This is a genomic window from Pseudomonas sp. M20, assembly GCF_045037865.1.
GTDB lineage: Bacteria > Pseudomonadota > Gammaproteobacteria > Pseudomonadales > Pseudomonadaceae > Aquipseudomonas.
The window spans coordinates 2,602,617-2,627,251 of record NZ_CP173611.1; the positions used below are offsets into that span (position 1 = coordinate 2,602,617).

Below are 24,635 nucleotides of genomic sequence, written 5' to 3' on the forward strand. Positions count from 1 at the left end.
GGGAGGTTCACCACGATGCCGTTACGGTCTACTGAAACCTGGCCCCACGGCGCGATCATGCTGGACGCCGAACACACACAGTTCGCGCTGTGGGCACCCGATGCGTTTTACGTCAGTGTCGAGCTTGAAAATGGCCAGTCGCTGCCGATGCTGTCTCAGGCAGACGGCTGGTTTGTGATCAAGACTCGCTGCCCGGCGGGCACGCGTTACCGCTACAACATCGACGGCGAACTGGAAGTGCCCGACCCGGCCTCCAGAGCACAGGATGGCGACCTCGACCGCCACAGCGTGGTGGTCGATCCGCTGGCTTATCAATGGCGCCACACTGCCTGGCAAGGTCGGCCGTGGAGCGAAGCGGTGATCTACGAGTTGCACGTCGGTGCGCTCGGCGGTTTCGCTGAAGTCGAACAACATCTGGCGCGCCTCGCGGGCCTGGGCATCACCGCCATCGAACTGATGCCGCTGGCGCAGTTTCCAGGCGATCGCAATTGGGGTTACGACGGTGTTTTGCCCTACGCACCGCAAGCTTCCTACGGCACCCCGGAACAACTCAAACACCTGATCGACAGTGCCCACGGCCACGGTTTGGCGGTCATTCTTGATGTGGTCTACAACCACTTCGGTCCCGACGGCAATTACCTGCATCGTTACGCCAAAGGCTTTTTCCGCGAGGACAAACACACGCCATGGGGCGCGGCGATCGATTTTCGCCGCAGCGAAGTTCGCGAATTCTTTATCGAAAACGCCCTGATGTGGTTGCTCGAATATCGCTTCGACGGTCTGCGCCTGGATGCGGTGCATGCCATCGAAGACCCGGACTTCCTCACGGAAATGGCCCAGCGTGTCCGCGCGCAGATTGACCCGAGCCGGCATGTCTGGCTGACCGTGGAAAACGAACTGAACCAGTCGAGCCTGCTCGAATACGACTACGACGCGCAGTGGAACGACGACGGCCACAACGCCTTGCACGTCCTGCTCACTGGCGAAACCGACGCCTATTACGCCGACTACGCCGCGCAACCCACCGAACAACTGGTGCGCTGCCTCAGTCAGGGTTTTGTTTTCCAGGGGCACATCACCCGTCACGGCGAACCGCGCGGCGAGCCTAGCGAACATCTGCCCTCCACCGCGTTCGTGCTGTTCCTGCAAAACCACGATCAGATCGGCAACCGCGCGTTCGGCGAACGCCTGCATCACCTGGCCGATCCGCGTGCCGTGCAGGCAGCGACCGTGTTGTTGCTGCTGTCACCGATGATTCCGCTGATGTTCATGGGCGACGAGTTCGCCGCCGAGCAGCCGTTCCTGTTTTTCACCAGCCACCACGGTGAACTGGCGAAACTGGTGCGCGAGGGTCGACGCAATGAATTCGCCGCGTTCAGTGCCTTCACTGATCCGCACAAGCGCGAGCAGATTCCTGACCCGAATGCTGAAAAAACCTTCCACGCCTCACAGCCAAGGTTGATCGGCCATGGCAGCGCAAAACAGCAGGAAACCCTCGCGCTGTATCAAAAGCTCCTGCAATTTCGCCATCAATACATCATTCCCCATCTGTCCGGCACGCAAGCGCTCGGCGCGCACATGCTCGGTTACGGCGCGGTCAGTGCACGCTGGCGGCTTGGCAATGGCAGCGAGCTGCGAATTGACCTGAACCTCAGTGACACGCCAGTGGTCAACCCTCCACAGACCGAGGCCGTGTGGTTGTTTCAGCAGCCATCCAGCGCCGATCTGTCGGAATCGGGCGAACTGCCCGCGTATTGCGCGCTTGTCAGCCTCACGGCCGCAACCCCTTTGCAACCTCTGAATGGAGAGCGCCTATGAGCGATGCGCAACTGGAAATTCTTGCCAGCCGAGCCGGCCTCGCCGTCGACTGGATCGACGCCAACGGCCGTCCGCAGAAAGTCGCCCCAGCGGTGCTGCGCAATGTCCTGATCGGACTCGGCCACCCCGCCAGCACGGCGCAGGAAATCGACGCCAGCCTGCTGGAACTGCAAGCCGTGCAACAAGACCGCCACTTGCCGCCGCTGTTGACCGCCGATGTCGGTGTCGGCGTTGATCTGGCGCGTTATTTCGCTCCGCAAACGCCGTGTGAAATCCACCTTGAAGACGGCTCGCGGCTGAACCTGAAACTCGATTCCGAGGCGATACTGCCGGGGCTGATCCCGGTCGGCTATCAACAGGTGCACATCAGCGACCAGTATTTCACCCTGGCCGTGGCGCCGGAGCGCTGCTTCAGCGTCGGCGATGCGGTGGATAATCCGATTCCCCGCGTCTGGGGGCTGAGTGCGCAACTGTATGCCTTGCGCCGCGCCGGCGACGGCGGCTTCGGCGACACTCAAGCACTGGAAGACCTGGTCCGCGTGGCTGGTGAGCGCGGCGCCGATGCCTTGGCGATCAGCCCGCTGCACGCCATGTTCAGCGCCGATACCGGGCGCTACAGCCCTTATTCGCCATCCAGTCGGTTGTTCCTCAACTCTCTTTACGCCGCACCCGGGGCCATTCTCGGTGAGCGCGCCTTGCGTGATGCGATCGACGCGGCCGGCCTGGCCGAGCAGTTCGCGCAACTGGAAGACCTGACACTGATCGACTGGCCGAACGCCGCCGACGCCAAGCAAAAGCTCCTGCAAGCGTTGTACGAAGGTTTCATTGCTGGTGACCATCCGTTGCACCCGGATTTCGCCAGTTTCCGCCACGCCGGTGGCGAAGCACTGGAAAATCACTGCCGTTTCGAAGCGATTCAGGAAATGCGCGCCGCCCGAGGTGAAAACCTCGACTGGCGGCAATGGCCGGAACACTGGCACGACCCACGCGGCGCGGCGCTGGAGGCCTTTGCCGAGGAGTACGCCGAGCGCATCGGCTATTTCGCGTTTTGCCAATGGCTGATCCACCGTTGCCTGGAACGTGCGCAAACCGCCGCACGCAGCGCCGGCATGGGCATTGGTCTGATCGCCGACCTGGCAGTGGGCGCCGACGGTGCTGGCAGTCAGGCCTGGAGTTTTCAAGATGAACTGCTCGCCTCGCTCACCGTCGGTGCGCCGCCGGACATTCTCAATCGCTCGGGTCAGGGCTGGGGGATTTCCGCGTTCTCTCCGGAAGGCCTGATCCGCAACGGTTTTCGCGCCTTCATCGACATGCTGCGCGCCAACTTCGCCCACGCCGGTGGTTTGCGCATCGACCATGTCATGGGCCTGCAACGTTTGTGGGTGATCCCCAATGGCGCCGCGCCGGCCGATGGTGCGTACCTGTATTACCCGGTCGATGACTTGCTGCGCTTGTTGTCCCTCGAATCCCATCGTCATCAGGCGATCGTCCTTGGCGAAGACCTCGGCACCGTGCCCGACGGCCTGCGCGAGAAACTCATCGCCCGCTCCATGCTCGGCATGCGCGTGTTGCTGTTCGAGCAGGACAACACCCATTTCAAACCGATTCTCGACTGGCCGGACAACGCACTGGCGACCACCAGCACCCACGATCTGCCGACGCTCAACGGTTGGTGGCATGGCCGCGACATCGACTGGAACGCGCGGTTGGGATTTGTCGATGCCAACGGTGAAATCGAATGGCGCCAGCATCGTCAGCGTGAACGTGAAGGCCTGCGCAGTGCCTTGAGTCAGGACCCGCAGAATTTTCGCGAGGAATCCCACGAGGCCGATCAAGTGGTCGATGCCGCGGTGCGCTTCCTCGGTCACACCCGCGCGCCGCTGGTGCTGCTGCCGCTGGAAGATGCTTTAGGCATCAACGAACAAGCGAATCTGCCGGGCACTATCGACAGCCATCCGAACTGGTCACGGCGCTTGCCCGGCACCAGTGAGGCGCTGCTCGACGGCGCGGATGCGGCGCGACGCCTGGAACTACTCGCGTGCGCGCGTCTTCAGGCTGCCGAGCGTGACCAATGAATCAAGCGCTCATCCAGCCCCTGCGCGCGACATTGCGCCTGCAATTTCATAAAGGTTTTACCCTCGAACAAGCCGTACCATTGGTGCCGTACTTCGCCTGGCTCGGCATCAGCCATATTTATGCCTCGCCGCTGCTCGCGGCACGGGCCGGTTCCATGCACGGTTACGATGTGGTCGACCCGACCCAGGTCAACCCGGAGCTCGGTGGCGAACCGGCGTTAAGGCGCTTGGTCAGCACCCTGCGTGAACACAACATGGGGCTGATCCTCGACATTGTTTCCAACCACATGGCGGTCGGTGGCAGCGACAACCCGTGGTGGCTCGACCTGCTGGAATGGGGGCGACTGAGCCCTTACGGCGAGTTCTTCGATATTCAGTGGCACTCGCCGGACCCGTTGATGGAGGGTCAGTTACTGCTGCCATTTCTCGGCAGCGATTACGGCGTGGCGTTGCAGGAAGGCACGCTGAAGTTGCTGTTCAAGGCAAGCACCGGCAGCTTTTACGTCGAGCACTACGATCATCATTTCCCGATCTGCCCGAGTGACTACGGTGAGATCCTCAAACACCAAGAGACGCTGAAATCCCTCGCTGACCGGTTCAGCACGCTCAGTTATCAAACCGATGCACATTCGCTGGCGATGCCACTGAAGGAAGAGTTGCGCGAACTGGCGAGCGATCCGCAGACGCTTGAAGCGATTCACAGCAACCTGCAGCATTTCGACTCAACGACCGAAGCAGGCTTCCAGGCGCTGCATCAGTTGCTCGAGCGCCAGAGCTATCGCCTCGCGAGCTGGCGCACCGCAGCGGACGATATCAACTGGCGGCGTTTTTTCGACATCAACGAACTCGGCGGCCTGCGTGTCGAACGTCCGGCGGTGTTCGAAGCCACCCACGGCAAAATCTTCCAGTTGATCGCCGAAGGCTTGGTCGACGGTTTGCGCATCGACCACATCGACGGCCTCGCCGACCCGCGCGGCTACTGCCGCAAACTGCGCCGCCGCGTTGACCTGCTGGCACCGGGCAGGCATTTGCCGATCTACGTCGAGAAGATCCTCGGCGCCGGCGAAACCCTGCACCGCGACTGGGCGGTGGACGGCACCACCGGTTACGAATTCATGAATCAGCTTTCGTTGCTGCAACACGATCCGGACGGCGAATACGTCCTCGGTGATCTGTGGCAACGGCGCACCGAACGCCCGGCCGCGTTTATCGAAGAGGCGCAACTGGCGCGTCAGCAGATCCTCAACGGCTCGCTGGCGAGCGACTGCGAAAGCGTCGCCCAAGCGCTGCTGCAAGTCGCTCGCGATGACCTGATGACCCGCGACCTGACCCTCGGCGCGATCCGCCGGGTGTTGCAGGCGTTGATCGTGCATTTCCCGGTGTATCGCACTTACATCAGCGCCATGGGCCGCTCGGCGCAGGACGAGGTGTTTTTCCAGCAGGCCATGGACGGTGCGCGGCAAACGCTGAGCGAAGCCGATTGGCCGGTACTCGACTGTGTCGCTGCGTGGCTCGGTGGCACACCGTGGCGGCGCAAACCGCGCGGCCGCTCGCGCAAAATCCTCAAACACGCCTGCGTACGCTTTCAGCAACTGACCTCACCGGCAGCCGCCAAAGCCGTGGAAGACACCGCGCTGTATCGCTCGGCGGTACTGTTGTCGCGTAATGACGTTGGCTACAACACCGAGCAGTTCAGCGCCCCGGTCAGCGATTTTCATGCAGTCAATCAGCAACGGCTGGACGCGTTCCCCGACAACTTGCTGGCCACTGCCACCCACGATCACAAACGTGGCGAAGACACTCGCGCACGGCTGGCTGTGCTCAGCGAGCGCAGTCACTGGTACGCCGAGCAGATCGAATTGTGGCGCGCCCTCGCCCGTCCCGTTCGGGTTGACGAGCAGATGCCGTCGAGCGGCGATGAGCTGATCCTCTATCAAGCGTTGCTCGGCAGTTGGCCGCTGCAACTGCGCGATGACGATCAGGCCGGGTTCGCCGACTACGCCAAACGCATATGGCAATGGCAGCAGAAAGCCCTGCGCGAAGCCAAGCTGCAAAGCAGTTGGAGCGCGCCTAACGAAAGCTATGAAAACGCCGCACAGGCGTTCACCGAAAAACTCCTCACCGGTGAGGAAGGCGAACTGCTGCGCGCCGCGCTGAGCAAGACCGTCAACAGCATCGCCGCTGCCGGCGCCCTCAATGGTTTGGCGCAAACCTTGCTGCGCATGACCGTGCCGGGGGTGCCGGATCTGTATCAGGGCAATGAGTTCTGGGACTTCAGCCTGGTCGATCCGGACAATCGCCGGCCGGTGGATTACGCCGCTCGCGAGCACGCCTTGCAGGCGCCATTGCCACCTGTGGAGTTGCTGGCGAACTGGCGTGACGGACGCATCAAGCAAGCCTTGATCGCCGAGGTGCTGAACCTGCGTGTCGAGCATGCCGAGCTGTTCCGCCGGGGCACTTACCAGGCCCTGGAAGTGCTCGGCAGTCAGGCGCACAACGTGCTCGCGTTTGCCCGCGAGCACGAGGGCAAGCAGGCCATCGTGATCGTGCCGATCCGTTGCGCAACCCTGCTGGAAAACGGTGCTGTACCTCAGGTCGATGCGCTGCGCTGGGGCGATACGCGGGTGGTTTTACCGTTCGCCGCCTCTGCGACAAACCTGAAGGGACTTTTTTCAAGCAGCGCAGTCACAAAAAACAGGGAGCTGAATATCAGCGACGCGCTGGGGGATGTCCCGGTCAATCTCTTTATCCAACACTTAACACAAGCATGAGTTCAGTTCAGGAGCATTGCGATGAGTACCGACGATAAACGCATCCGCGAATTCGCCTATCAAATCTGGGAATCGGAAGGCCAGCCTGACGGTCAGGAGGCGCGCCATTGGGAGATGGCACGCAAGCTCGCTGAAGCTGAGGCGCTGGCACCGAAGAAACCGCCAAAAGCCGCTGGCAGCAAAACCGCGGGCAAGGCCACTGAGGCCAAGGCCCCGGCCGCCAAACCGAAACCTGCGGCCAAAGCCAAACCGGCCAGCGCCGCCAAAGTGATTCCCCCGGGCGAAAAAGCCGCCGAGAAAAAGCCTAAAGCGCCGCGAAAGCCTTCGGCGATCTGACGCTCACCGGAAATATGAATTGAATGACCGTGTGGCGGGTTCGCTCGCCACCGAGGACGCGTTCGTCCTCAAGAAACACACAAACCCCCCTGTAGGAGTGAGCCTGCTCGCGATAGCTATCTGACATTCAACATTGATGTCGCCTGATAGACCGCTATCGCGAGCAGGCTCACTCCTACAGGGGGATGTGTAAGCCCAGAATTTACCCGTTTTGCAGGAGCAATCATGACCCGTCCAAAGAAAGCCGAACCCACCGCGCACGCCGAGCCGTCGAGAATCCGTGAAGGTCTGCCCTTCCCGCTCGGTGCGACCTGGGATGGTCTGGGGGTGAACTTTGCTCTGTTTTCCGCCAACGCCACCAAAGTCGAACTGTGCATCTTCGACGATGCCGGCGAGGTCGAACTCGAACGCATCGAACTGCCGGAATACACCGACGAGATCTACCACGGCTACCTGCCTGATGCGCACCCGGGGCTTATCTACGGTTACCGTGTCTACGGCCCGTACGACCCGGCCAACGGTCACCGCTTCAACCACAACAAATTGCTCATCGACCCGTACGCCAAGCAATTGGTCGGCCAATTGAAATGGTCAGAAGCACTGTTCGGCTACACCATCGGCCACCCCGACGCCGACCTCAGTTTCGACGAACGCGACAGCGCGCCGTTCGTGCCCAAGTGCAAAGTCATCGACCCGGCGCACACGTGGGGCAATGACCACCGCGTCAGCGTGCCGTGGGACAAAACCATCATTTACGAAACCCACGTGCGCGGCATCAGCATGCGTCACCCGTCGGTGCCGGAGAACGTGCGCGGCACTTTTGCCGGGCTGATGGTCGACGATGTCCTCGAACACATCCGCAAGCTCGGCGTGTCCACCGTCGAGTTGTTGCCGATCCATGCCTTCGTCAACGACCAGCACTTGCTGCAAAAAGGCATGACCAATTACTGGGGCTACAACAGCATTGCGTTTTTCGCCCCGGACCCGCGCTATCTGGCCAGCGGCAAGATTGCCGAGTTCAAGGAGATGGTCGCGCACCTGCACGAAGCCAACCTCGAAGTGATTCTCGACGTGGTCTACAACCACACCGCCGAGGGCAACGAGCAAGGTCCGACCCTGTCGATGCGTGGCATCGACAACGCTTCGTACTACCGCTTGATGCCCGACGACAAGCGCTACTACATCAACGACTCCGGCACCGGCAACACCCTCGACCTGAGCCACCCGTGCGTGTTGCAAATGGTCACCGACTCGCTGCGTTACTGGGCTAGCGAAATGCATGTCGACGGTTTCCGTTTCGACCTGGCGACCATTCTCGGCCGTTACCACGATGGTTTCGATGAGCGTCACAGCTTCCTCGTTGCTTGCCGTCAGGACCCGGTGCTGCGTCAGGTGAAGATGATCGCCGAACCGTGGGACTGCGGCCCTGGCGGCTATCAGGTCGGCAACTTCCCGCCGGGCTGGGTCGAGTGGAACGACAAGTTCCGCGACACCGTGCGCGCCTTCTGGAAAGGAGACGACGGCCAGGTCGCCGATTTCGCCAGCCGCATGACCGCTTCCGGTGAGATGTTCAACCAGCGTGGGCGGCGTCCGTATTCCTCGGTGAACTTCATCACCGCGCACGACGGTTTCACCCTCAACGACCTGGTCTCGTACAACGACAAACACAACGAAGCCAACGACGAGAACAATCAGGACGGCAGCAACAACAACCTGTCGTGGAACCACGGTGTCGAAGGTCCGACCGACGACCCGGAGATCAACGCCCTGCGCCATCGGCAGATGCGCAATTTCTTCGCCACCCTGCTGCTTGCCCAAGGCACGCCGATGATCGTCGCCGGGGACGAATTCGCCCGCACCCAGGACGGCAACAACAACGCCTATTGCCAGGACAGTGAGATCGGTTGGGTCAACTGGGACCTGAGCGAGGACGGCAAGGCACTGCTGAAATTCGTCAAACGCCTGATCAAATTGCGCCTGACCTATCCGATTCTGCGCCGTGGACGTTTTCTGGTCGGCGAGTACAACGAGGACATCGGCGTCAAGGACGTCACCTGGCTGGCACCTGACGCTACCGAGATGACCACCGAGCATTGGCACGATGCGCACAATCGCTGCCTGGGCATGTTGCTCGACGGTCGCGCGCAGGAAACCGGGATTCGCCGCAAAGGTGCGGATGCGACATTGCTGCTGGTGGTCAACGCCCATCACGACATCGTCAATTTCACCTTGCCGGAAGTACCGGAAGGCAGTTTCTGGACTTGCATGATCGACACCAATCAACCGTCGATCCGTGGCCAGGAACGCTTCGATTTCGGCCACCAATACTCGGTCACTGGCCGCTCATTGCTGATGTTCGAACTGCAACGTGATGAAGAAGATTGATATGGATCTGCACCGTTATCTCGCCCGGCGTCCGGCGGATTATCCGCACACCGTAGCGCTCGGCAATTGCCTGCGAGCGCTGGTTGAAGCCGGGCTGGATCGTTTGCCATTGCCGGGCGGTGGCCGCACGCTGGAACGTTTCCAGCAATTGGCGGAAGTCGGCGGACATGATCTCGGTTTGTGCAAACTGTTTGAAGGCCACACCGACGCGTTGGCGATCATCGAACAACTGGGCGGCTCGCCGACACCGGGCAGCACTTGGGGCATGTGGGCAGCGGAACCGCCGCAAGCGCGGGTCAAGATCAGCCCGGCCGGGCACATGGTCGCGCTGCACGGGCGCAAGGCGTGGTGCTCCGGGGCCGCAGTGCTCAGCCATGCCTTGCTCACCGCGTGGGATGCCGATGATCAGCAACAACTGGTCGCCGTTGCCCTCGACCAACCGGGCGTGACTGTAACGGAGCAAGGCTGGCAAGCGGTGGGCATGGCCGCCACTGGCAGCGTGGAGGTGCTGTTCGACGGCGCCGAAGCGCAGGCCATCGGCAATCCCGGCGACTATCTGCAACGCCCGGGTTTCTGGCAAGGCGGGATCGGCATTGCCGCGTGCTGGTACGGCGCCGCGCGGCAAATCGGAGAAGCGTTGCGCGCGCAGTGTGGTCAGCGCCCGGAACCGCACGCCCTCGCCCATCTCGGCGCGGTCGACAGTGCCTTGCAGGCGGCCGCCGATGTGCTGCGTTTCAGCGCGCTGCACATCGATGCCCATCCCGAAGAAAACGCCGAATTGCTCGCTCGTCGGGCCCGCGCGGTGGTCGAGCAGTCTGCCGAACAGGTAACGCGTGAAGTCGGTCGCGCTCTCGGCGCCGGGCCGTTTTGCAAGGATCGACACTTTGCCCGGCTCAGCGCCGACCTGCCGGTGTTCTTGCGCCAGAGTCATGCCGAACGTGATCTGGCGGCACTCGGGCAGTTGATTGCCGAACAAAGCGGCGAGGCATGGACGTTATGAAAACCAACCCGATTGTCGGTCAGGGCACGAGCCTGCATCAGTGGCAGGCTTCGCGGCATCTGGCGGAACTGGACAGCATCGACATCCTCAGTCTGGTGCCACCGGGCGCACGGGCAGTGATTATCGCGCCACACCCGGACGACGAAGTGCTTGGCTGTGGCGGCCTGCTGCAATTGCTCGCCGAAGCTGGCCGACCTCTTCAACTAATCTCGGTGACAGACGGCAGCGCGAGTCACCCCGGTTCCAGTCGTTGGCCGGTTGAACGTTTGAGCGTGGTACGGCCGCAAGAGTCCGCCGAAGCGCTGCGCCGACTCGGTCTGCCGATGCATCGTATGAAATGGCTGCGCGGCGGTTTCAGCGACACGCAGGTCGCCGCTCAGGAAGCTGAACTGGTCGATTTCATCGCGCGTCATCTGCGTCCCGACGACGTGCTCTTCACCACCTGGAGCGAGGACGGTCATTGCGACCACGAGGCCGTCGGCCGCGCCAGTGCCGAGGCTGCCCGTCGCGTCGGTGCGACTTGCCATGAATTGCCGGTGTGGACCTGGCACTGGGCAACCCCGGAGGACGCCTTCGTACCGTGGCAACGAGCACGCAAGATTCTCCTGACGCCGGCGCAAGTCGCGCGCAAGCGTCACGCGGTGTACGCCTTTGCCAGTCAACTGGAAGGCGATCCTGACGCCGGACTCGGCCCGGTGCTCGCGCCCTATGTGCTCGATCGCCTGCTGCAACCCTTCGAAGTGGTGTTTCTATGAGTGTCGAAGATCGCTATTTCGACGGTCTGTTTGCCGGCAACGACGACCCCTGGGCCTTCCGCGAGCGCTGGTACGAGCAGCGCAAACGCGCGATCACCCTCGCCGCCCTGCCGCGTCCGCACTACCGGGCAATCTTCGAACCGGGCTGCGCCAACGGCGAGTTGAGCGCCGAACTCGCCGCGCGTTGTGATCGCTTGCTGTCCTGCGACACCGCCGGTGCGGCGGTTACGTTGGCGCGCACCCGTTTGAGTCTTTTCGATCACGCCGAAGTGCGGCAAAACCGTCTTCCCGGCGACTGGCCGGAGGAAAAATTCGACCTGATCGTATTTAGCGAGATCGGCTACTACCTCGACGGCCAGGATCTGACAGAAGTGATCCGTCGAGCCAGTGATTGCCTGACTGCCGACGGCCAGTTCCTCGCCTGTCACTGGCGTCCGCCCATCGACGGCTGCCCGCTGAATGCGCGGCAGGTGCACGACCTGATCCACGAAAAACTGCGTCTGCCGCGAGTGGTTCTGCATCAGGAAGCGGACTTCATTCTTGAGGTGTGGAGCCGCGAACCGCGCTCGGTGGCGGCACTGGAGGGCTTGCGATGATCGGCATTCTGATCCCGGCGCACAACGAGGAAGAGTTGCTCGACGAATGCCTGAGTGCGGCCGTGCGCGCCAGCCGGCATGGCTTGCTGGCCGGCGAGCGCGTCGAAGTGCTGGTGGTGCTCGACAGTTGCACCGATCGCTCGGCGCAGATTGTCAGTCGCTATCCGGTGCTGAGCCTGCACATCGACGCGCGCAACGTCGGCCAGGCACGGGCGGCCGGTGCACAGCTGTTGCTGGAGCGCGGCGCGCGCTGGATATCCTGCTCGGACGCCGACAGTCGCGTGGCCGACGACTGGCTGGTGGCGCAGTTGGGCTTGGGTGCGGACGCCGTCTGCGGTACCGTCACCGTCGAGCGCTGGCACGAGTCGTTCGATGCAGCGGCGCAAATCCGCTACCACCGGCATTACCGGGCCTGCGATGGCCATCGGCACATTCACGGCGCCAATCTGGGCATCAGCGCCGATGCTTATCGCTGGGCCGGAGGCTTTAAACCGTTGGCATGCGACGAAGATGTGCAATTGGTGCGGGAGCTGGAGCGGGATGGCGCCAACATCGCCTGGAGTCATCGCCCACAAGTGCTCACCAGCGCTCGCTTCGACAGCCGTGCACGCGGTGGCTTTGGTGACTATCTGCGAAATCTGGCACAGATAGAGCAAAAAAAAGCGGATCAGATTGATCTGTGACGCGACGAAGTTCGCTTCATGAGCAATACTCTGCTGCGCGGCAATCCAGGGTTCGGAGCGTCGCAGGGCAATCAACCAGCCTTCACGGGTCGGTAGCGTCGGGCAATCACTGTCACGCGCACGACTGAGGGCGAGTCAACACAAGGACGTCATATCATGAAACCGTTAACCCTCAGCGACAGCAGTTCGTCGACGCAAATCTGGAACAGCGCCGCGCAACTGGACAACATCCCCGTGATCAATACCCGCAGTCTGGTGCCCGACGGTGCCCGCGCCGTGGTCATCGCGCCGCATCCGGGCGATGAAGTGGTCACCTGCGGCGGTCTGCTGCAATTGCTCTCCAGCCTAGGTCATCCGCTGCAATTGCTCTCGATTACCGATGGCAGTGCCAGCCATCCGGGCTCGCGACAGTGGTCGGAAAAGCGCCTGAGCGTATTCCGCCCGCAGGAAAGCGTCGAAGCCCTGCGCCGCCTCGGCCTGCCGATGCACAGCCTGAAATGGGTGCGTGGCGGCTTCACCGACAACGCCCTGTGCGACCAGCAGGCACAAGTGACCGAATTCATCAGCCGCTACCTGCGCCCCGGTGACGTGGTGTTCAGCACCTGGCGCGGTGATGGCAACGACGACCATGAAGCGGTGGGCCGGGCCAGTGCGCAAGCGGCTGAACAGGCCGGCGCGACCTTTCATGATGTACCGGTGTGGGCCTGGCATTGGCCCGAGCGCGACCAGCAACTGATCCCTTGGGAACGCGCGCGCAAATTGCGCCTCGACACCTGGACCGTGGCGCGCAAGAGCCACGCGACCCACGCCTATGCCAGCCAGCTCAAGGGCGAACCGGCGATCGGCATTGCGCCGATGCTGCCGCCGGTGATTCTCGAAAGAATGCGTTTGCCCTACGAAATCGTCTTCGTCTGAATCTTTACGACACTGCCGAGCTCTTTGTAGGAGTGAGCCTGCTCGCGATAGCGGTGTGTCATTGACGCAAATGTTGATTGATCCACCGCTATCGCGAGCAGGCTCACTCCTACAAGGTTTTGTGGATTGATCAAAAGGAACTGCCGCCCCTCCCCATCAGTCGCATGAATAAGCGGCCCGCAATCCAGAGGAGTGAACGTGTCCAGCGATCCCGAGCGTCATGTTGTCGACGCGCCCGTCATCCATCGTCTCCGGGTGTTGACGGTCAACACCCACAAAGGCTTCACCGCGCTCAATCGGCGATTCATCCTGCCGGAACTGCGCGAAGCGGTGCGCAGCACCTCCGCTGACCTGGTGTTTCTGCAGGAAGTAGTGGGAGAACACGAACGGCATTCGAGCCGTTACAACGAATGGCCGCAAACCTCGCAATACGAATTTCTCGCCGACAGCATGTGGAGCGACTTCGCCTACGGGCGCAACGCCGTCTACCCCGACGGCCACCATGGCAATGCCCTACTGTCGAAATACCCGATCCGTGAGTACCGCAACCTCGATGTCTCGATCACCGGCCCCGAACGCCGTGGTCTGCTGCACTGTGTGCTGGACGTGCCGGGGCATGCCGAAGTGCATGCGATCTGCGTGCATTTGAGTCTGCTGGAAAGTCATCGGCAGTTGCAGTTGCAGCTGCTCTGCCAGTTACTCGAATCCCTGCCCGATGACGCCCCGGTAATCATCGCTGGCGATTTCAATGACTGGCAGTTGCAGGGCAATGTCGCCCTCGCTCGTCGCGACTATCTGCACGAAGCCTTCGAGCGTCATCACGGACGCCCGGCCAAGACTTACCCGGCACGTTTTCCGTTGCTGCGGCTGGACCGGATCTACCTGCGCAATGCCAGCAGCCATGACCCACAGATCCTCGGCAACAAGCCGTGGACCCATCTGTCGGATCATCTGCCGCTCGCTGTAGAGGTGCACTTGTAGCCGCAATAGTGACAGCAATACAGGAGGGAATGGGGCAACTCATTCGGCGGTTAAAAATTACCGGCAGACCATCTGTCGGTAACTGAATGCCTCTGGATCGGGGCTTTCGCTGCGTTTATCCATGCAAACAACCACTTAGTTATGTGCAGAAAAACAAACGCTTGCAAAGCCCGTTTTACCACTACCGCTCATCGTTCAATTTCTTGACGGGGGCGCGCGACTCTTCTTATCTCTACCTTACTACCCCCGGAATCACTACCCGGGACGAGCCTTCGGACACTCGCGAAATCGAGCGGCCACGGTTCGCCCCGCTCCATTCGGTCGCCCCTCGTTCGGGGTAGGAGAGACGCCACACAGAGAGAATGCATGCGCCTGCAAGGTAGACCTCCATGAAAACTTCCATCAGCCCACACGAGATCAAAATCACTTTCTGCACAGTGTCGAGTTCAATCTTGCTGTGCTCATCCATGGAGGCGCAGGCCGGTCCTGCAGCGGATGAAACGACCCCGTGGTATCGCGCGGATGTGCCCGTGATGACGTTGCCCACCACCGTCATCACCCCCGGGCCACAACGCTTCAGCCCACGGCCCGATCTGCAAGGCACACGCCTGATTACCGAAGACCTCGCACCGTCGGCCTGGGATGAGCTGTACGGCAGAAGCGCCCGGCAGGCGCAGACCGATGTGCTGTCGTCAGGCTACGCGATGCCCGGCAGTGGCGACTTCAAAGGCCCCGCCGTGCTGACTCTGCAAAGTGCTAGCCATACCCAGAAAATCGGCCTGATTGGTGGTCTCAACCAGATTCAAGCCAATGGCAACGGCGTGCTCACCAGTCGCGCGTTGGCCGATCCGAACAGTGACACGCTCAATCTGCAAGGCCAGAGCCTCGGTGCCTACTACAGCCTTACCGGTGCCCAAGGCTGGCACGTTGACCTTTCGGCCAGCGGTGGTCGGGTCAGCGGTTTCAGTCGCAACGGCCAAGGCGCGCGGCAAGCCACCGAAGGCAGCGCAATGACTTTCTCGGTGGAAGGCGGTTTTCCGATTGGCCTGAGTGACAACTGGGTGGTCGAACCGCAGGCGCAATTGATCAATCAACGCATCACCCTCGACACGCCATACGCCGGCTCGGGCAATGCTTCTTCCACCGATCTGACGGCGTGGAGCGGTCGCGTCGGTGCACGGTTGAAAGGCAGTTACGATTTGAATGGCTTGCCGGTCGAACCCTATGTGCGCACCAACCTCTGGCACACGGTCTACACCGGCAGCACGGTGACGCTGGATCAGGTCGACAAGATCAGCAGCAGCCGCAAATCATCCACCGTTGAGTTGGGCCTGGGCCTGGTGGCGCGGGTGACGCCGGCGGTGAGTCTGTATGTCAGTGCCGATTACAGCAGTGATGTCGATGACAATGATCTGAACGGGATCATTGGCAGCCTTGGGGTGCGGATGCGCTGGTAGAGTTTGGCTTGGCGGCGATAGTGTTTGTGCTGACGCCATCGCGAGCAGGCTCACTCCTACAAGGGGAACGCATTCCAAGTGTAGGAGTGAGCCTGCTCGCGATAGCAGCAACTCGGTACTGGATCAGCCTTCCGGTTTGAGGATCAACACGGCCAACGGCGGCAGGTTCAGTTCCAGCGACAACGATTGGCCATGGCTCGGCACTTCCTCGGTAAACGCCCCGCCGCCATTGCCATAATTGGAACCGGCATAGGTGTCGGCATCGCTGTTGAGCAATTCAGTCCAGCGCCCGGCAAACGGCACACCGACGCGATAGGCCTGACGCGGCACCGGCGTGAAGTTGGCCACCACCAGCACTGGCTTGCCGTCCTTGCTCCAGCGCAGCCAGGCATAAACGCTGTTGATCGCATCGTCACCGATCAACCATTGAAAGCCCTGCGGCGCGTCGTCCTGATCGTGCAGCGCTGGCTCGTCGCGATACAGCCGATTGAGGTCGCCCACCAGTTTCTGCACGCCCTTGTGCTCGGAATACTGCAGCAGATACCAATCCAGTTGCTGATCGTGATTCCACTCGCGCCACTGGCCAAACTCGCAGCCCATGAACAACAGTTTTTTGCCCGGATGCGTCCACATGAAGCTCAGATAAGCGCGCAGGTTGGCGAATTTCTGCCAGCGATCACCCGGCATCTTGTCGATCAGCGAATGCTTGCCGTGCACCACTTCATCGTGGGAGATCGGCAGGATGAAGCGCTCGGACCAGGCGTAGACCAGACCAAAACTCAACTCGTTGTGATGGTGCGCGCGGTAAACCGGGTCCTGCTGGATGTAATGCAACGAATCGTGCATCCAGCCCATGTTCCATTTATAGGCAAAGCCCAAGCCGCCCTGCTGCGTACTTTGGCTGACACCGGGCCACGCGGTGGATTCTTCGGCGATGACCAGCGCACCCGGCGCTTCCAGTTCGACCACGTCGTTCAAATGCCGGAGAAAGTCGATGGCTTCCAGATTCTCGCGGCCACCGTGGCGGTTGGGCACCCATTCACCAGCCTTGCGCGAATAGTCGCGATAAAGCATCGAAGCCACCGCATCGACGCGCAAACCATCGACATGGAAATGCTTCAACCAGTGCAGCCCCGAAGCCAGCATGTAGCCATGCACCTCGGTGCGCCCGAGGTTGTAGATCAGCGTGTCCCAGTCCTGATGAAAACCTTCCAGCGGGTTGCCGTACTCGTACAGCGCAGTGCCGTCGAACTGCGCCAGACCATGGGTATCGGTGGGGAAATGCGCCGGCACCCAGTCAAGGATCACGCCGATCTCGGCCCGGTGGCAGGCGTCGACGAATTCGGCGAATTGCGCAGGCGAGCCATACCGCGCGCTCGGCGCGAATTGCGAGAGCAGTTGATAACCCCAGGAGCCGCCAAACGGGTGCTCCATGATCGGCATCAGTTCGATATGGGTAAAACCCAGTTCCTTGACGTACGGAATCAACCGCTCGGCGAGTTCCGGCCAGGTGTACTGGCGCGCCACTTCGCCCAGATCGTCCAGCTCGCATTGCCAGGAACCGGCGTGCAGTTCGTAGATAGACAGTGGCGCCGAATGCTTGTGACGGTCACGGCGGCTGCTCATCCAGTCCTGATCCTGCCAGTCGATCTGCAGGGGTTCCGCGACTTTTGACGCGGTATCCGGCGGCAGGCTGGTGGCCAGCGCCATCGGGTCGGCCTTGAGCGGCAGAATGCCGTGGGCACCGAGAATCTCGTATTTGTACAACTCCCCAGCTTGCAGGCGCGGGATGAACAACTCCCAGACCCCGGACGGATGACGCAAACGCATTGGATGCCGGCGACCGTCCCACACGTTGAAATCCCCCACCACTGACACGCGTCGGGCATTCGGCGCCCACACGGCGAAACGCACGCCGTCGACGCCATCCACGGTTTTCAGTTGGGCGCCGAGGCACGCACTGAGGTCGCGGTGATTGCCCTCGGCGAACAGATACAAATCCATTTCACCGAGCAGTTGACCGAAGCTATACGGGTCTTCGGCGACTTGCTCGCCGCCGGCCCAGCGCGTGCGCAACTGATACGGTCGCGCCTGATCGAAATGGCCGACAAACAGCCCCGGCGTTTCGGTCTGCTCCAACGGACCGCGCTCTTCACCGCTGTCCTTGTCCAGCACCACGACGCTCAACGCACCGGGTAGATAAGCGCGAATGAACTGCCCGCCAGCGCCATCGCCGTGCGGGCCAAGAATGGAAAAAGGGTCGTGATGTTCAGCGCGGACCAAGGCGTCGATATCTTTTGCCGAGGGCAACAGTGCTTCTTTGACCTGACCCTGTTCCTTGTTCGAGAAACTCATGACTACTCTCCACCAAGATCGGAAAAGGGTTTAAGCCCCGTCAATAACCCGTACAAACCGTGCAACGGCACGGGCAGCCACGTGGGGCGATTTTCGGCTTCATAGGCCACTTCATAGGCCGCCTTCTCCAGTCCGAACAACGCAAGTGCTGCGTCGGCACCTTCAGGATCTTGCCAGGCATGATCAAGACTAGCTGCCGCACGGCGATATGCCTGCACAAATGCCTCACGGGCCTCACGCAGATAGCGCTCGGCGACCAGACGCCGCGCGGTTTCAGACTCCGCGCTGTGGTCAACGTTGTGCACGTTGATGGTCATCGCTGCCGCGTAATCGAAAGAGCGCAGCACGCCGCTGACATCCTTGTACGGACTGTGTTTGCCACGGCGCTCGCTCAATGGCCGCGCGGGTTCGCCCTCGAAGTCGATCAGATAGGCATCGCCCTTGATCACCAGCACCTGGCCCAAATGCAGATCGCCATGGACGCGAATGCGCAAACCGCCAACGGCTTTTTTCGCCAGATCCTGCACGTGGGCGAGGATGGTTTTTTTCTCGTCGACCAGACGCTTGACCAGTTTCTGATCCGCTGCGCTGAGTTCGCCCTGATGCTGCTTGAGCAGTTTCAAGGCGTGCTCGACCTGGGCCACAACATCCTTGCCCGTCGCCTGCATATCCTTGGCCGTCGACACCTGCGGCGCGAAGTCGGGATTGTCGGTGGGCGCGGCGAGCACCTTGTGCATCTCGCCCAGGCGCTGACCGAGCATCCCGGCAAAATCCTTCAGCTCGCCGAGGGCGTTGTAATGCTGTTCCTGCTCGGACATGGCATCGGCCAGTTCATCGCGCAGCGCCCGTTCGAGGTTGTTCTGCGTCCACTCCCAAGCGTCGCCCTGATTGCTCAGATAGCCTTGGGCGATCATCAGCAGGTTGTCTTCGCCCTTGGCATCGTGGCGAATCACCGAGCCGAGCAGCGGAGAGATATTGGCAAATCCGGCCTCGGTCAGGTAAGCGCTCATCTCCAGTTCCGGGTGTACGCCAGAAGCGACTTTACGTATCAGCTTGAGCACCAGGCTGTTGCCGATTACCACCGAACTGTTCGATTGCTCGGCGGACAGATAACGCACTTCCGACTCTGCACCGAGGCCGAGTTTTTCCAGATGCGGCGTCGGTGCGAAGCGGATTTCACCCTCATTCGACTCCAATACCGTGTTGTTCTGCATGCCTTGCAGCACCGCACGAACAAACGCTTCAAGGCTGAACGCGTCGGTGATCAGGCCGACTTGTCGCACGCGTCTTACACGGGACAGAGCCAATTGCTGCGGCAACGCCGGGCCAACCTGATCTTCGGCAATAAAACCAAACGGCAATTGATAACGACTGGTCTGCCCAGCGCTGGTGACTTCGATTTCGCTGAGCAGCACCGGATGCTGCGCATCGCCAAAGCGCACGCCGTAGGCCAGATGCACCTTGTCGATGGCCGCATCCTTGCCGGCGAACCAGCGACGATTTTGCAGCCAGCTCGGCAGAATGCTCTGCTCCAGCGTCGTACGCGACGGCGCTTCGAGCAATTCTTCCATGCGTTTTTTCAGCACCAGCGTGGTGAAGTCCGGCAGGCTCTGCGCCGGTTCGACGTGCCAGCTCGGCATCTGGTTTTCTGCCGCCAGGGCGAACCAGTAGAAACCGTAGGGGGCCAGGGTCAGGAGGAAATTCAACTGGCCAATCGGCGGGAACGCATTACCGCCGAGCATCTCCACCGGCACCATGCCGACATAGGCCGACAGATCCAGCTCCACCGCTTGCGCACTGCGCGAGACGTTGGCCACGCACAGAATGATTTCGTGTTTGCCGTCGACATCGGTGAATTCGCGGGTGTAGGCCAGCACGCGACGGTTGTTCGGCGAGAGCATTTTCAAGGTGCCACGGCCAAAAGCCTTGGACTGCTTGCGCACCGCAAGCAGACGGCGGGTCCAGTTCAACAGCGAATGCGGATCGCCGGACTGGGTTTCGACGTTGACCGACAAATAGCCGTACTGCGGGTCCATGATCGGCGGCAGTACCAGACTCGCCGGATCGGCGCGGGAGAAGCCGCCGTTGCGGTCGATCGACCATTGCATCGGCGTACGCACGCCATCACGGTCGCCGAGATAAATGTTGTCGCCCATGCCGATCTCATCGCCGTAATACAAAGTCGGCGTGCCAGGCATCGACAGCAGCAGACTGTTGAGCAGCTCGATGCGGCGGCGATCACGCTCCATCAACGGCGCCAGACGCCGGCGGATGCCAAGGTTGATCCGCGCACGGCGGTCAGCGGCGTAGTAATTCCATAGATAGTCACGTTCTTTGTCGGTGACCATCTCCAGCGTCAGTTCATCGTGGTTGCGCAGGAAAATCGCCCACTGGCAGTTGGCAGGAATTTCCGGGGTCTGGCGCAGAATATCGGTGATCGGGAAGCGATCTTCCTGGGCCAGCGCCATGTACATGCGCGGCATCAGCGGGAAGTGAAACGCCATGTGGCATTCGTCACCGTTGAGGCCTGCCGCATCCGTGTCGCCGAAATACAGCTGCGTGTCTTCGGGCCATTGGTTGGCCTCGGCGAGCAGCATGCGGTCGGGATAATTGGCGTCGATCTCAGCGCGGATCTGCTTGAGGACGTCGTGGGTCTCGGGGAGGTTTTCGTTGTTGGTGCCGTCGCGCTCGATCAGGTACGGAATCGCGTCGAGACGCAGGCCATCGATACCCATGTCCAGCCAGTAACGCATCACCGACAGCACGGCTTTCATCACTTGCGGGTTGTCGAAATTCAGATCCGGTTGGTGCGAATAGAAACGGTGCCAGAAGTACTGACCGGCGACCGGGTCCCAGGTCCAGTTGGATTTTTCCGTGTCGAGGAAAATGATCCGCGTGCCGTCGTACTTCTGATCGTCATCCGACCACACATAAAAGTCCCGCGCCGCCGAACCGGGTTTGGCCTTGCGCGCACGCTGGAACCACGGGTGCTGGTCGGAGGTGTGGTTGATGACCAGCTCGGTAATCACCCGCAAGCCGCGTTTGTGCGCTTCGGCGATAAAGCGCTTGGCGTCGGCCATAGTCCCGTAATCGCTGTGCACGCCACGGTATTCCGCAATGTCGTAGCCGTCATCGCGGCGTGGCGAGGGATAGAACGGCAACAGCCAGATGGTATTGACGCCGAGGTCGGCAATGTAATCGAGTTTGGCGATCAGGCCGGGAAAGTCGCCGATCCCGTCGTTGTTGGAGTCGAAAAACGATTTGACGTGAACTTGATAGATCACCGCGTCCTTGTACCAGAGCGGGTCTTTGATAAAGGTGGCTGCCTTGGGTTTCTTCGCCATGTGAAACTCCTGTTCAATTCTAGAAAAACCGTGAGCCGATCACCTGACTCGAAAACGCTGAGCAACCTGTAGGAGTGAGCCTGCTCGCGATCGCGGTTTCATATTCGGCAGAGTTGTCGCCTGCAAGATTGCTATCGCGAGCAGGCTCACTCCTACAATGGATCTGTGTTCAGGCAGTGATTCGCCAGATGCCAAACGGTTGATACGCCGGGTCCAAACGCATGAACTGGTATTTGCCATGCCAGTCCCAGCGATGCCCGTTCATCAAGTCTTCGCCGTGGGTCGTCGCATCGTCGGGCAGGCCCATTTCCCACAGCGGCAGTTCGAAATTCGCTTCCTGCACGTTATGCGGATCGAGGCTGACCGCGACCAGAATGAAGTTGCTGCCGTCAAAACTGCGTTTGCCGAAGTACAGAATGTTGTCGTTCCACGCGTTGTAGATCTTCAGACCCAAGTGCGTGTGCAACGCCGGGTTCTGCCGGCGAATGCGGTTGAGTTGGGCAATCTCGGCAATGATGTTGCCCGGCGCTGTGAAGTCGCGGACGCGGATCTCGTATTTCTCCGAGTCGAGGTATTCCTCCTTGCCCGGCACCGGCGCCGACTCGCACAGCTCAAACCCCGAATACATGCCCCACAAGCCCGAACCCATGGTTGCCAGCGCCGCGCGGATCAGAAACCCCGGACGCCCGGACTCGTGCAGGAACGCCGGATTGATATCGGGCGTATTGACGAAGAAGTTCGGCCGGTAGCATTCGCGCCACGGCGATTCATTCAGCTCGGTGAGGTACGTGGCCAGTTCGTTTTTGGTATTGCGCCAGGTGAAGTAGGTGTAGCTCTGTGTGTAGCCGACCTTGCCCAGACGCGCCATCATTGCCGGTGTGGTGAAGGCCTCGGCAAGGAAGATCACTTCCGGGTACAGCGCCCGCACATCGGCGATCAGCCATTGCCAGAACGGCAACGGTTTGGTGTGCGGATTGTCGACGCGGAAGATTTTCACACCCTCCTCTACCCAGCCGATGACGATGTCACGCAGCTCGATCCACAGACTCGGAATGGCGTCCGGCGCATAGAAGTCGACGTTGACGATGTCCTGGTATTTCTTCGGCGGGTTTTCCGCGTATTTGATCGTGCCGTCGGGGCGCCAGTTGAACCAGCCCGGATGCTGCTTGAGCCACGGATGATCCTGGGAACACTGGATGGCGAAATCGAGAGCGATTTCCAGTCCGTGATCGGCGGCAGCGGCCACCAGTCGGCGGAAGTCTTCGCGGGTGCCAAGTTGCGAGTGGATCGCCTCGTGACCGCCTTCCTCACTGCCGATGGCGTAAGGGCTGCCGGGATCATCGGGGCCGGCGGTCAATGAGTTGTTGCGACCCTTGCGATGGGCGCGGCCGATCGGGTGGATCGGCGTGAAGTACAGCACGTCGAAGCCCATGTCCTGAATCATTGGCAGACGTGAGTGCACATCGTTAAAAGTGCCGTGACGGTGGGGATCGTCGGTGATCGAACGTGGAAACAATTCATACCAACTGGCGAACTCGGCCAGTTCGCGTTCGACGTCCATGGGGAATTCAGGACTGACGCTCAAGTAGGCGCGGTGATCGGCCTCAGCCATCAATTGCGCACTGCGCGAGTGCAGAAACAGTGCGACCTGCTCGGTTTCGAGCAGCCCGGACAGTTCGTGGTGCAACGCGGCGAGCTGTTCGCTGAGCTGCCCTTCGCTGCGTTCAGCGGCCTGTTGCACCATCGTGCGGCCTTCTTGCAACTCGAGCGAAACCGGTACGGCGGCGGTGTGTTTTTTCTCCAGTTCGTACTGGAAACTCGCGAAGTGATCGATCCACGCTTCGATGCAATAGAGAAAACGGCCCTGCTGTTCAGGGCGGAACTGGCCTTGCCAGCCGTTATTGCCCTGATCAGTCATGACTTCGCTTTGCCAGGTCTCTTCACCTTCCTCGCGCCAGCGGATGCGCACGGCGAGTTTGTCGTGACCGTCGGCAAACACCTTGCTGGTGACCACCACTTCACGGCCGGCAATCGACTTCACGGCGAACTGTCCGCCATCGAGCGTCGGCATGGTGTTTTCAATGACAATGCGCGGCAGCAGCAACGCCTGCGACAGTGGCATGTGCGGGTTGTAGCTTTGTTCAGAGGGTTTTTCAGCAGTCATTGAGCATCTCTCCTTAACGCCCCAAGGACGCTCTTGTGCCGGTTCGGCGTTCACAATCGAGCGCCTGCCCGGAATGAACTCACTTAGGTTCCGAGCGACCGGCGCCGGGAAAAGTTCAGATGAAATTGCCGTGTCAGGAAAGCGGATCGAATTGCGCGCAGGGTGGTCAATCCACTTAAGCACTTCTCACGCCATGTGCCACACGGAGGTCATCAGATGAACATCCCTATCCCGGCCGAAACGCCCGATCCGAACATCGACAAACCCACCCTGCCCGAGACCGAGCCGCAACCGGTTCCCGAACAGGAACCGCCCGGCACCACGCCACCGCCGAAAGAAGAACCGCCGAGCACGATGCCGCCCGTGATCGTTTAACTTCGCGAACTGATCATTCCCACGCTCCGCGCAGGAATGATCAGTGGTCGTCAGTCTTCTCCTCTTCTTTTTCGAAGAGTTTTACGATGCGTGGCATCACGCTGAAAATTGCCAGCGCCAGAAAGGTGCTGAGCAATGCCGTAGCCTCTCTGCCCAACCCGGCCGCCACACCAATGGCCGCCGTCATCCACAGCCCGGCAGCAGTAGTCAGGCCTTTGACATGGCCTTCATCGCCTTCCTTGTTTTTCAGGATAGTCCCGGCACCGAGAAAGCCGATCCCGGCAATCACCCCCTGCACCACCCGGCTCATCGCATCGGACTCGGCCCCGGACGTCTGCGGCACCAGCACAAACAACGCCGCCCCCAGCGCTACCAGCATGTGCGTGCGCACCCCGGCAGCCTTGCCCTTGTGCTCGCGCTCGAAGCCGAGAATTCCACCGAGTACCGCCGCCATCAGCAGGCGCACGGTGATGCGCGTCAATTGCGAAGCATCTCCGACGTCGGCGAATTCCGCTTGCAGGGTTTGCCACACTTCATGCCACCACGCGTTCATCGTGCAGTCCTTGTTATTGGCTGGATAAACGATGGACAGCGGCGACCATTAATCAGTTGCGCAGAACGATCG

The 24,635-nt window shown here is 60.9% G+C and carries 17 protein-coding genes; 13 read left to right on the forward strand and 4 right to left on the reverse strand.

Features of this window, described 5'->3' with window-relative positions:
- The first annotated feature begins 15 nt into the window (after positions 1 to 15).
- The 12 genes from treZ (at position 16) to ACI514_RS11700 (ending at position 15,772) form a co-directional block, all read left to right on the forward strand.
- Positions 16 to 1,818, forward strand: coding sequence for a malto-oligosyltrehalose trehalohydrolase (treZ, locus tag ACI514_RS11645; protein WP_160057714.1), 1,803 nt, complete (start codon positions 16 to 18; stop codon positions 1,816 to 1,818).
- Positions 1,815 to 3,893 carry a 4-alpha-glucanotransferase gene (gene malQ / locus ACI514_RS11650; protein ID WP_405123856.1) on the forward strand — a complete coding sequence of 693 codons (2,079 nt, stop codon included), beginning with the start codon at positions 1,815 to 1,817 and terminating at the stop codon, positions 3,891 to 3,893. Before treZ ends, malQ begins: the two co-directional genes overlap by 4 nt.
- Entirely contained in the window at positions 3,890 to 6,664 is a 2,775-nt protein-coding gene (locus ACI514_RS11655; RefSeq protein WP_405123857.1) for a malto-oligosyltrehalose synthase, read from the forward strand. The genes malQ and ACI514_RS11655 overlap by 4 nt, the downstream gene beginning before the upstream one ends.
- 21 nt (positions 6,665 to 6,685) lie before the next feature.
- Complete coding sequence (locus tag ACI514_RS11660) at positions 6,686 to 7,000, forward strand: DUF2934 domain-containing protein (protein WP_160057711.1); 315 nt, start codon at positions 6,686 to 6,688, stop codon at positions 6,998 to 7,000.
- Between the two features lie 225 nt (positions 7,001 to 7,225).
- Positions 7,226 to 9,385: a glycogen debranching protein GlgX gene (glgX, locus tag ACI514_RS11665; RefSeq protein ID WP_160057710.1), complete on the forward strand. Its 2,160-nt coding sequence runs from the start codon at positions 7,226 to 7,228 to the stop codon at positions 9,383 to 9,385.
- A 1-nt stretch (position 9,386) separates the two neighbouring features.
- Entirely contained in the window at positions 9,387 to 10,385 is a 999-nt protein-coding gene (locus tag ACI514_RS11670; protein ID WP_160060087.1) for an acyl-CoA dehydrogenase family protein, read from the forward strand.
- On the forward strand, positions 10,382 to 11,140 hold the full coding sequence (locus tag ACI514_RS11675; RefSeq protein WP_405124217.1) for a PIG-L deacetylase family protein: 759 nt from the start codon (positions 10,382 to 10,384) through the stop codon (positions 11,138 to 11,140). Before ACI514_RS11670 ends, ACI514_RS11675 begins: the two co-directional genes overlap by 4 nt.
- Positions 11,137 to 11,736: an SAM-dependent methyltransferase gene (locus tag ACI514_RS11680; protein ID WP_405123858.1), complete on the forward strand. Its 600-nt coding sequence runs from the start codon at positions 11,137 to 11,139 to the stop codon at positions 11,734 to 11,736. The genes ACI514_RS11675 and ACI514_RS11680 overlap by 4 nt, the downstream gene beginning before the upstream one ends.
- The gene (locus ACI514_RS11685; protein WP_160057708.1) at positions 11,733 to 12,419 is read left to right on the forward strand and encodes a glycosyltransferase family 2 protein; all 687 of its coding nucleotides are present in this window, start codon (positions 11,733 to 11,735) and stop codon (positions 12,417 to 12,419) included. Before ACI514_RS11680 ends, ACI514_RS11685 begins: the two co-directional genes overlap by 4 nt.
- A 156-nt stretch (positions 12,420 to 12,575) precedes the next feature.
- Positions 12,576 to 13,334 (forward strand): PIG-L deacetylase family protein, encoded by a 759-nt coding sequence (locus ACI514_RS11690; protein ID WP_160057707.1) that lies wholly within the window; start codon positions 12,576 to 12,578, stop codon positions 13,332 to 13,334.
- Positions 13,335 to 13,532: 198 nt separating this feature from the next.
- Positions 13,533 to 14,315 carry an endonuclease/exonuclease/phosphatase family protein gene (locus ACI514_RS11695; protein ID WP_122661320.1) on the forward strand — a complete coding sequence of 261 codons (783 nt, stop codon included), beginning with the start codon at positions 13,533 to 13,535 and terminating at the stop codon, positions 14,313 to 14,315.
- Between the two features lie 389 nt (positions 14,316 to 14,704).
- Positions 14,705 to 15,772, forward strand: coding sequence for an autotransporter domain-containing protein (locus ACI514_RS11700; RefSeq protein WP_405123859.1), 1,068 nt, complete (start codon positions 14,705 to 14,707; stop codon positions 15,770 to 15,772).
- Between the two features lie 123 nt (positions 15,773 to 15,895).
- On the opposite strand, the gene glgB is transcribed toward ACI514_RS11700, so the two are convergent.
- From glgB to ACI514_RS11715, 3 genes are all read right to left on the reverse strand, one after another.
- The gene (glgB, locus tag ACI514_RS11705; protein ID WP_160057705.1) at positions 15,896 to 18,127 is read right to left on the reverse strand and encodes a 1,4-alpha-glucan branching protein GlgB; all 2,232 of its coding nucleotides are present in this window, start codon (positions 18,125 to 18,127) and stop codon (positions 15,896 to 15,898) included.
- 2 nt (positions 18,128 to 18,129) lie between these two features.
- Positions 18,130 to 21,471, reverse strand: coding sequence for a maltose alpha-D-glucosyltransferase (gene treS / locus ACI514_RS11710; protein ID WP_405123860.1), 3,342 nt, complete (start codon positions 21,469 to 21,471; stop codon positions 18,130 to 18,132).
- Positions 21,472 to 21,640: 169 nt separating this feature from the next.
- The gene (locus ACI514_RS11715; protein WP_160057703.1) at positions 21,641 to 23,635 is read right to left on the reverse strand and encodes an alpha-1,4-glucan--maltose-1-phosphate maltosyltransferase; all 1,995 of its coding nucleotides are present in this window, start codon (positions 23,633 to 23,635) and stop codon (positions 21,641 to 21,643) included.
- Between the two features lie 216 nt (positions 23,636 to 23,851).
- On the opposite strand from ACI514_RS11715, the gene ACI514_RS11720 reads away from it, so the two are divergent.
- The gene (locus ACI514_RS11720; RefSeq protein WP_164979430.1) at positions 23,852 to 24,010 is read left to right on the forward strand and encodes a hypothetical protein; all 159 of its coding nucleotides are present in this window, start codon (positions 23,852 to 23,854) and stop codon (positions 24,008 to 24,010) included.
- Positions 24,011 to 24,050: 40 nt separating this feature from the next.
- On the opposite strand, the gene ACI514_RS11725 is transcribed toward ACI514_RS11720, so the two are convergent.
- Complete coding sequence (locus tag ACI514_RS11725; protein ID WP_160057702.1) at positions 24,051 to 24,563, reverse strand: MgtC/SapB family protein; 513 nt, start codon at positions 24,561 to 24,563, stop codon at positions 24,051 to 24,053.
- Between the last annotated feature and the right edge of the window lie 72 nt (positions 24,564 to 24,635).

Bases quoted from the DNA above. Each gene is read 5' to 3' on its own strand.
- treZ (WP_160057714.1), top strand. From the start codon at position 16: ATGCCGTTACGGTCTACTGAAACCTGGCCCCACGGCGCGATCATGCTG.
- malQ (WP_405123856.1), top strand. From the start codon at position 1,815: ATGAGCGATGCGCAACTGGAAATTCTTGCCAGCCGAGCCGGCCTCGCC.
- ACI514_RS11655 (WP_405123857.1), top strand. From the start codon at position 3,890: ATGAATCAAGCGCTCATCCAGCCCCTGCGCGCGACATTGCGCCTGCAA.
- ACI514_RS11660 (WP_160057711.1), top strand. From the start codon at position 6,686: ATGAGTACCGACGATAAACGCATCCGCGAATTCGCCTATCAAATCTGG.
- glgX (WP_160057710.1), top strand. From the start codon at position 7,226: ATGACCCGTCCAAAGAAAGCCGAACCCACCGCGCACGCCGAGCCGTCG.
- ACI514_RS11670 (WP_160060087.1), top strand. From the start codon at position 9,387: ATGGATCTGCACCGTTATCTCGCCCGGCGTCCGGCGGATTATCCGCAC.
- ACI514_RS11675 (WP_405124217.1), top strand. From the start codon at position 10,382: ATGAAAACCAACCCGATTGTCGGTCAGGGCACGAGCCTGCATCAGTGG.
- ACI514_RS11680 (WP_405123858.1), top strand. From the start codon at position 11,137: ATGAGTGTCGAAGATCGCTATTTCGACGGTCTGTTTGCCGGCAACGAC.
- ACI514_RS11685 (WP_160057708.1), top strand. From the start codon at position 11,733: ATGATCGGCATTCTGATCCCGGCGCACAACGAGGAAGAGTTGCTCGAC.
- ACI514_RS11690 (WP_160057707.1), top strand. From the start codon at position 12,576: ATGAAACCGTTAACCCTCAGCGACAGCAGTTCGTCGACGCAAATCTGG.
- ACI514_RS11700 (WP_405123859.1), top strand. From the start codon at position 14,705: ATGAAAACTTCCATCAGCCCACACGAGATCAAAATCACTTTCTGCACA.
- glgB (WP_160057705.1), bottom strand. From the start codon at position 18,127: ATGAGTTTCTCGAACAAGGAACAGGGTCAGGTCAAAGAAGCACTGTTG.
- treS (WP_405123860.1), bottom strand. From the start codon at position 21,471: ATGGCGAAGAAACCCAAGGCAGCCACCTTTATCAAAGACCCGCTCTGG.
- ACI514_RS11715 (WP_160057703.1), bottom strand. From the start codon at position 23,635: ATGACTGCTGAAAAACCCTCTGAACAAAGCTACAACCCGCACATGCCA.
- ACI514_RS11720 (WP_164979430.1), top strand. From the start codon at position 23,852: ATGAACATCCCTATCCCGGCCGAAACGCCCGATCCGAACATCGACAAA.
- ACI514_RS11725 (WP_160057702.1), bottom strand. From the start codon at position 24,563: ATGAACGCGTGGTGGCATGAAGTGTGGCAAACCCTGCAAGCGGAATTC.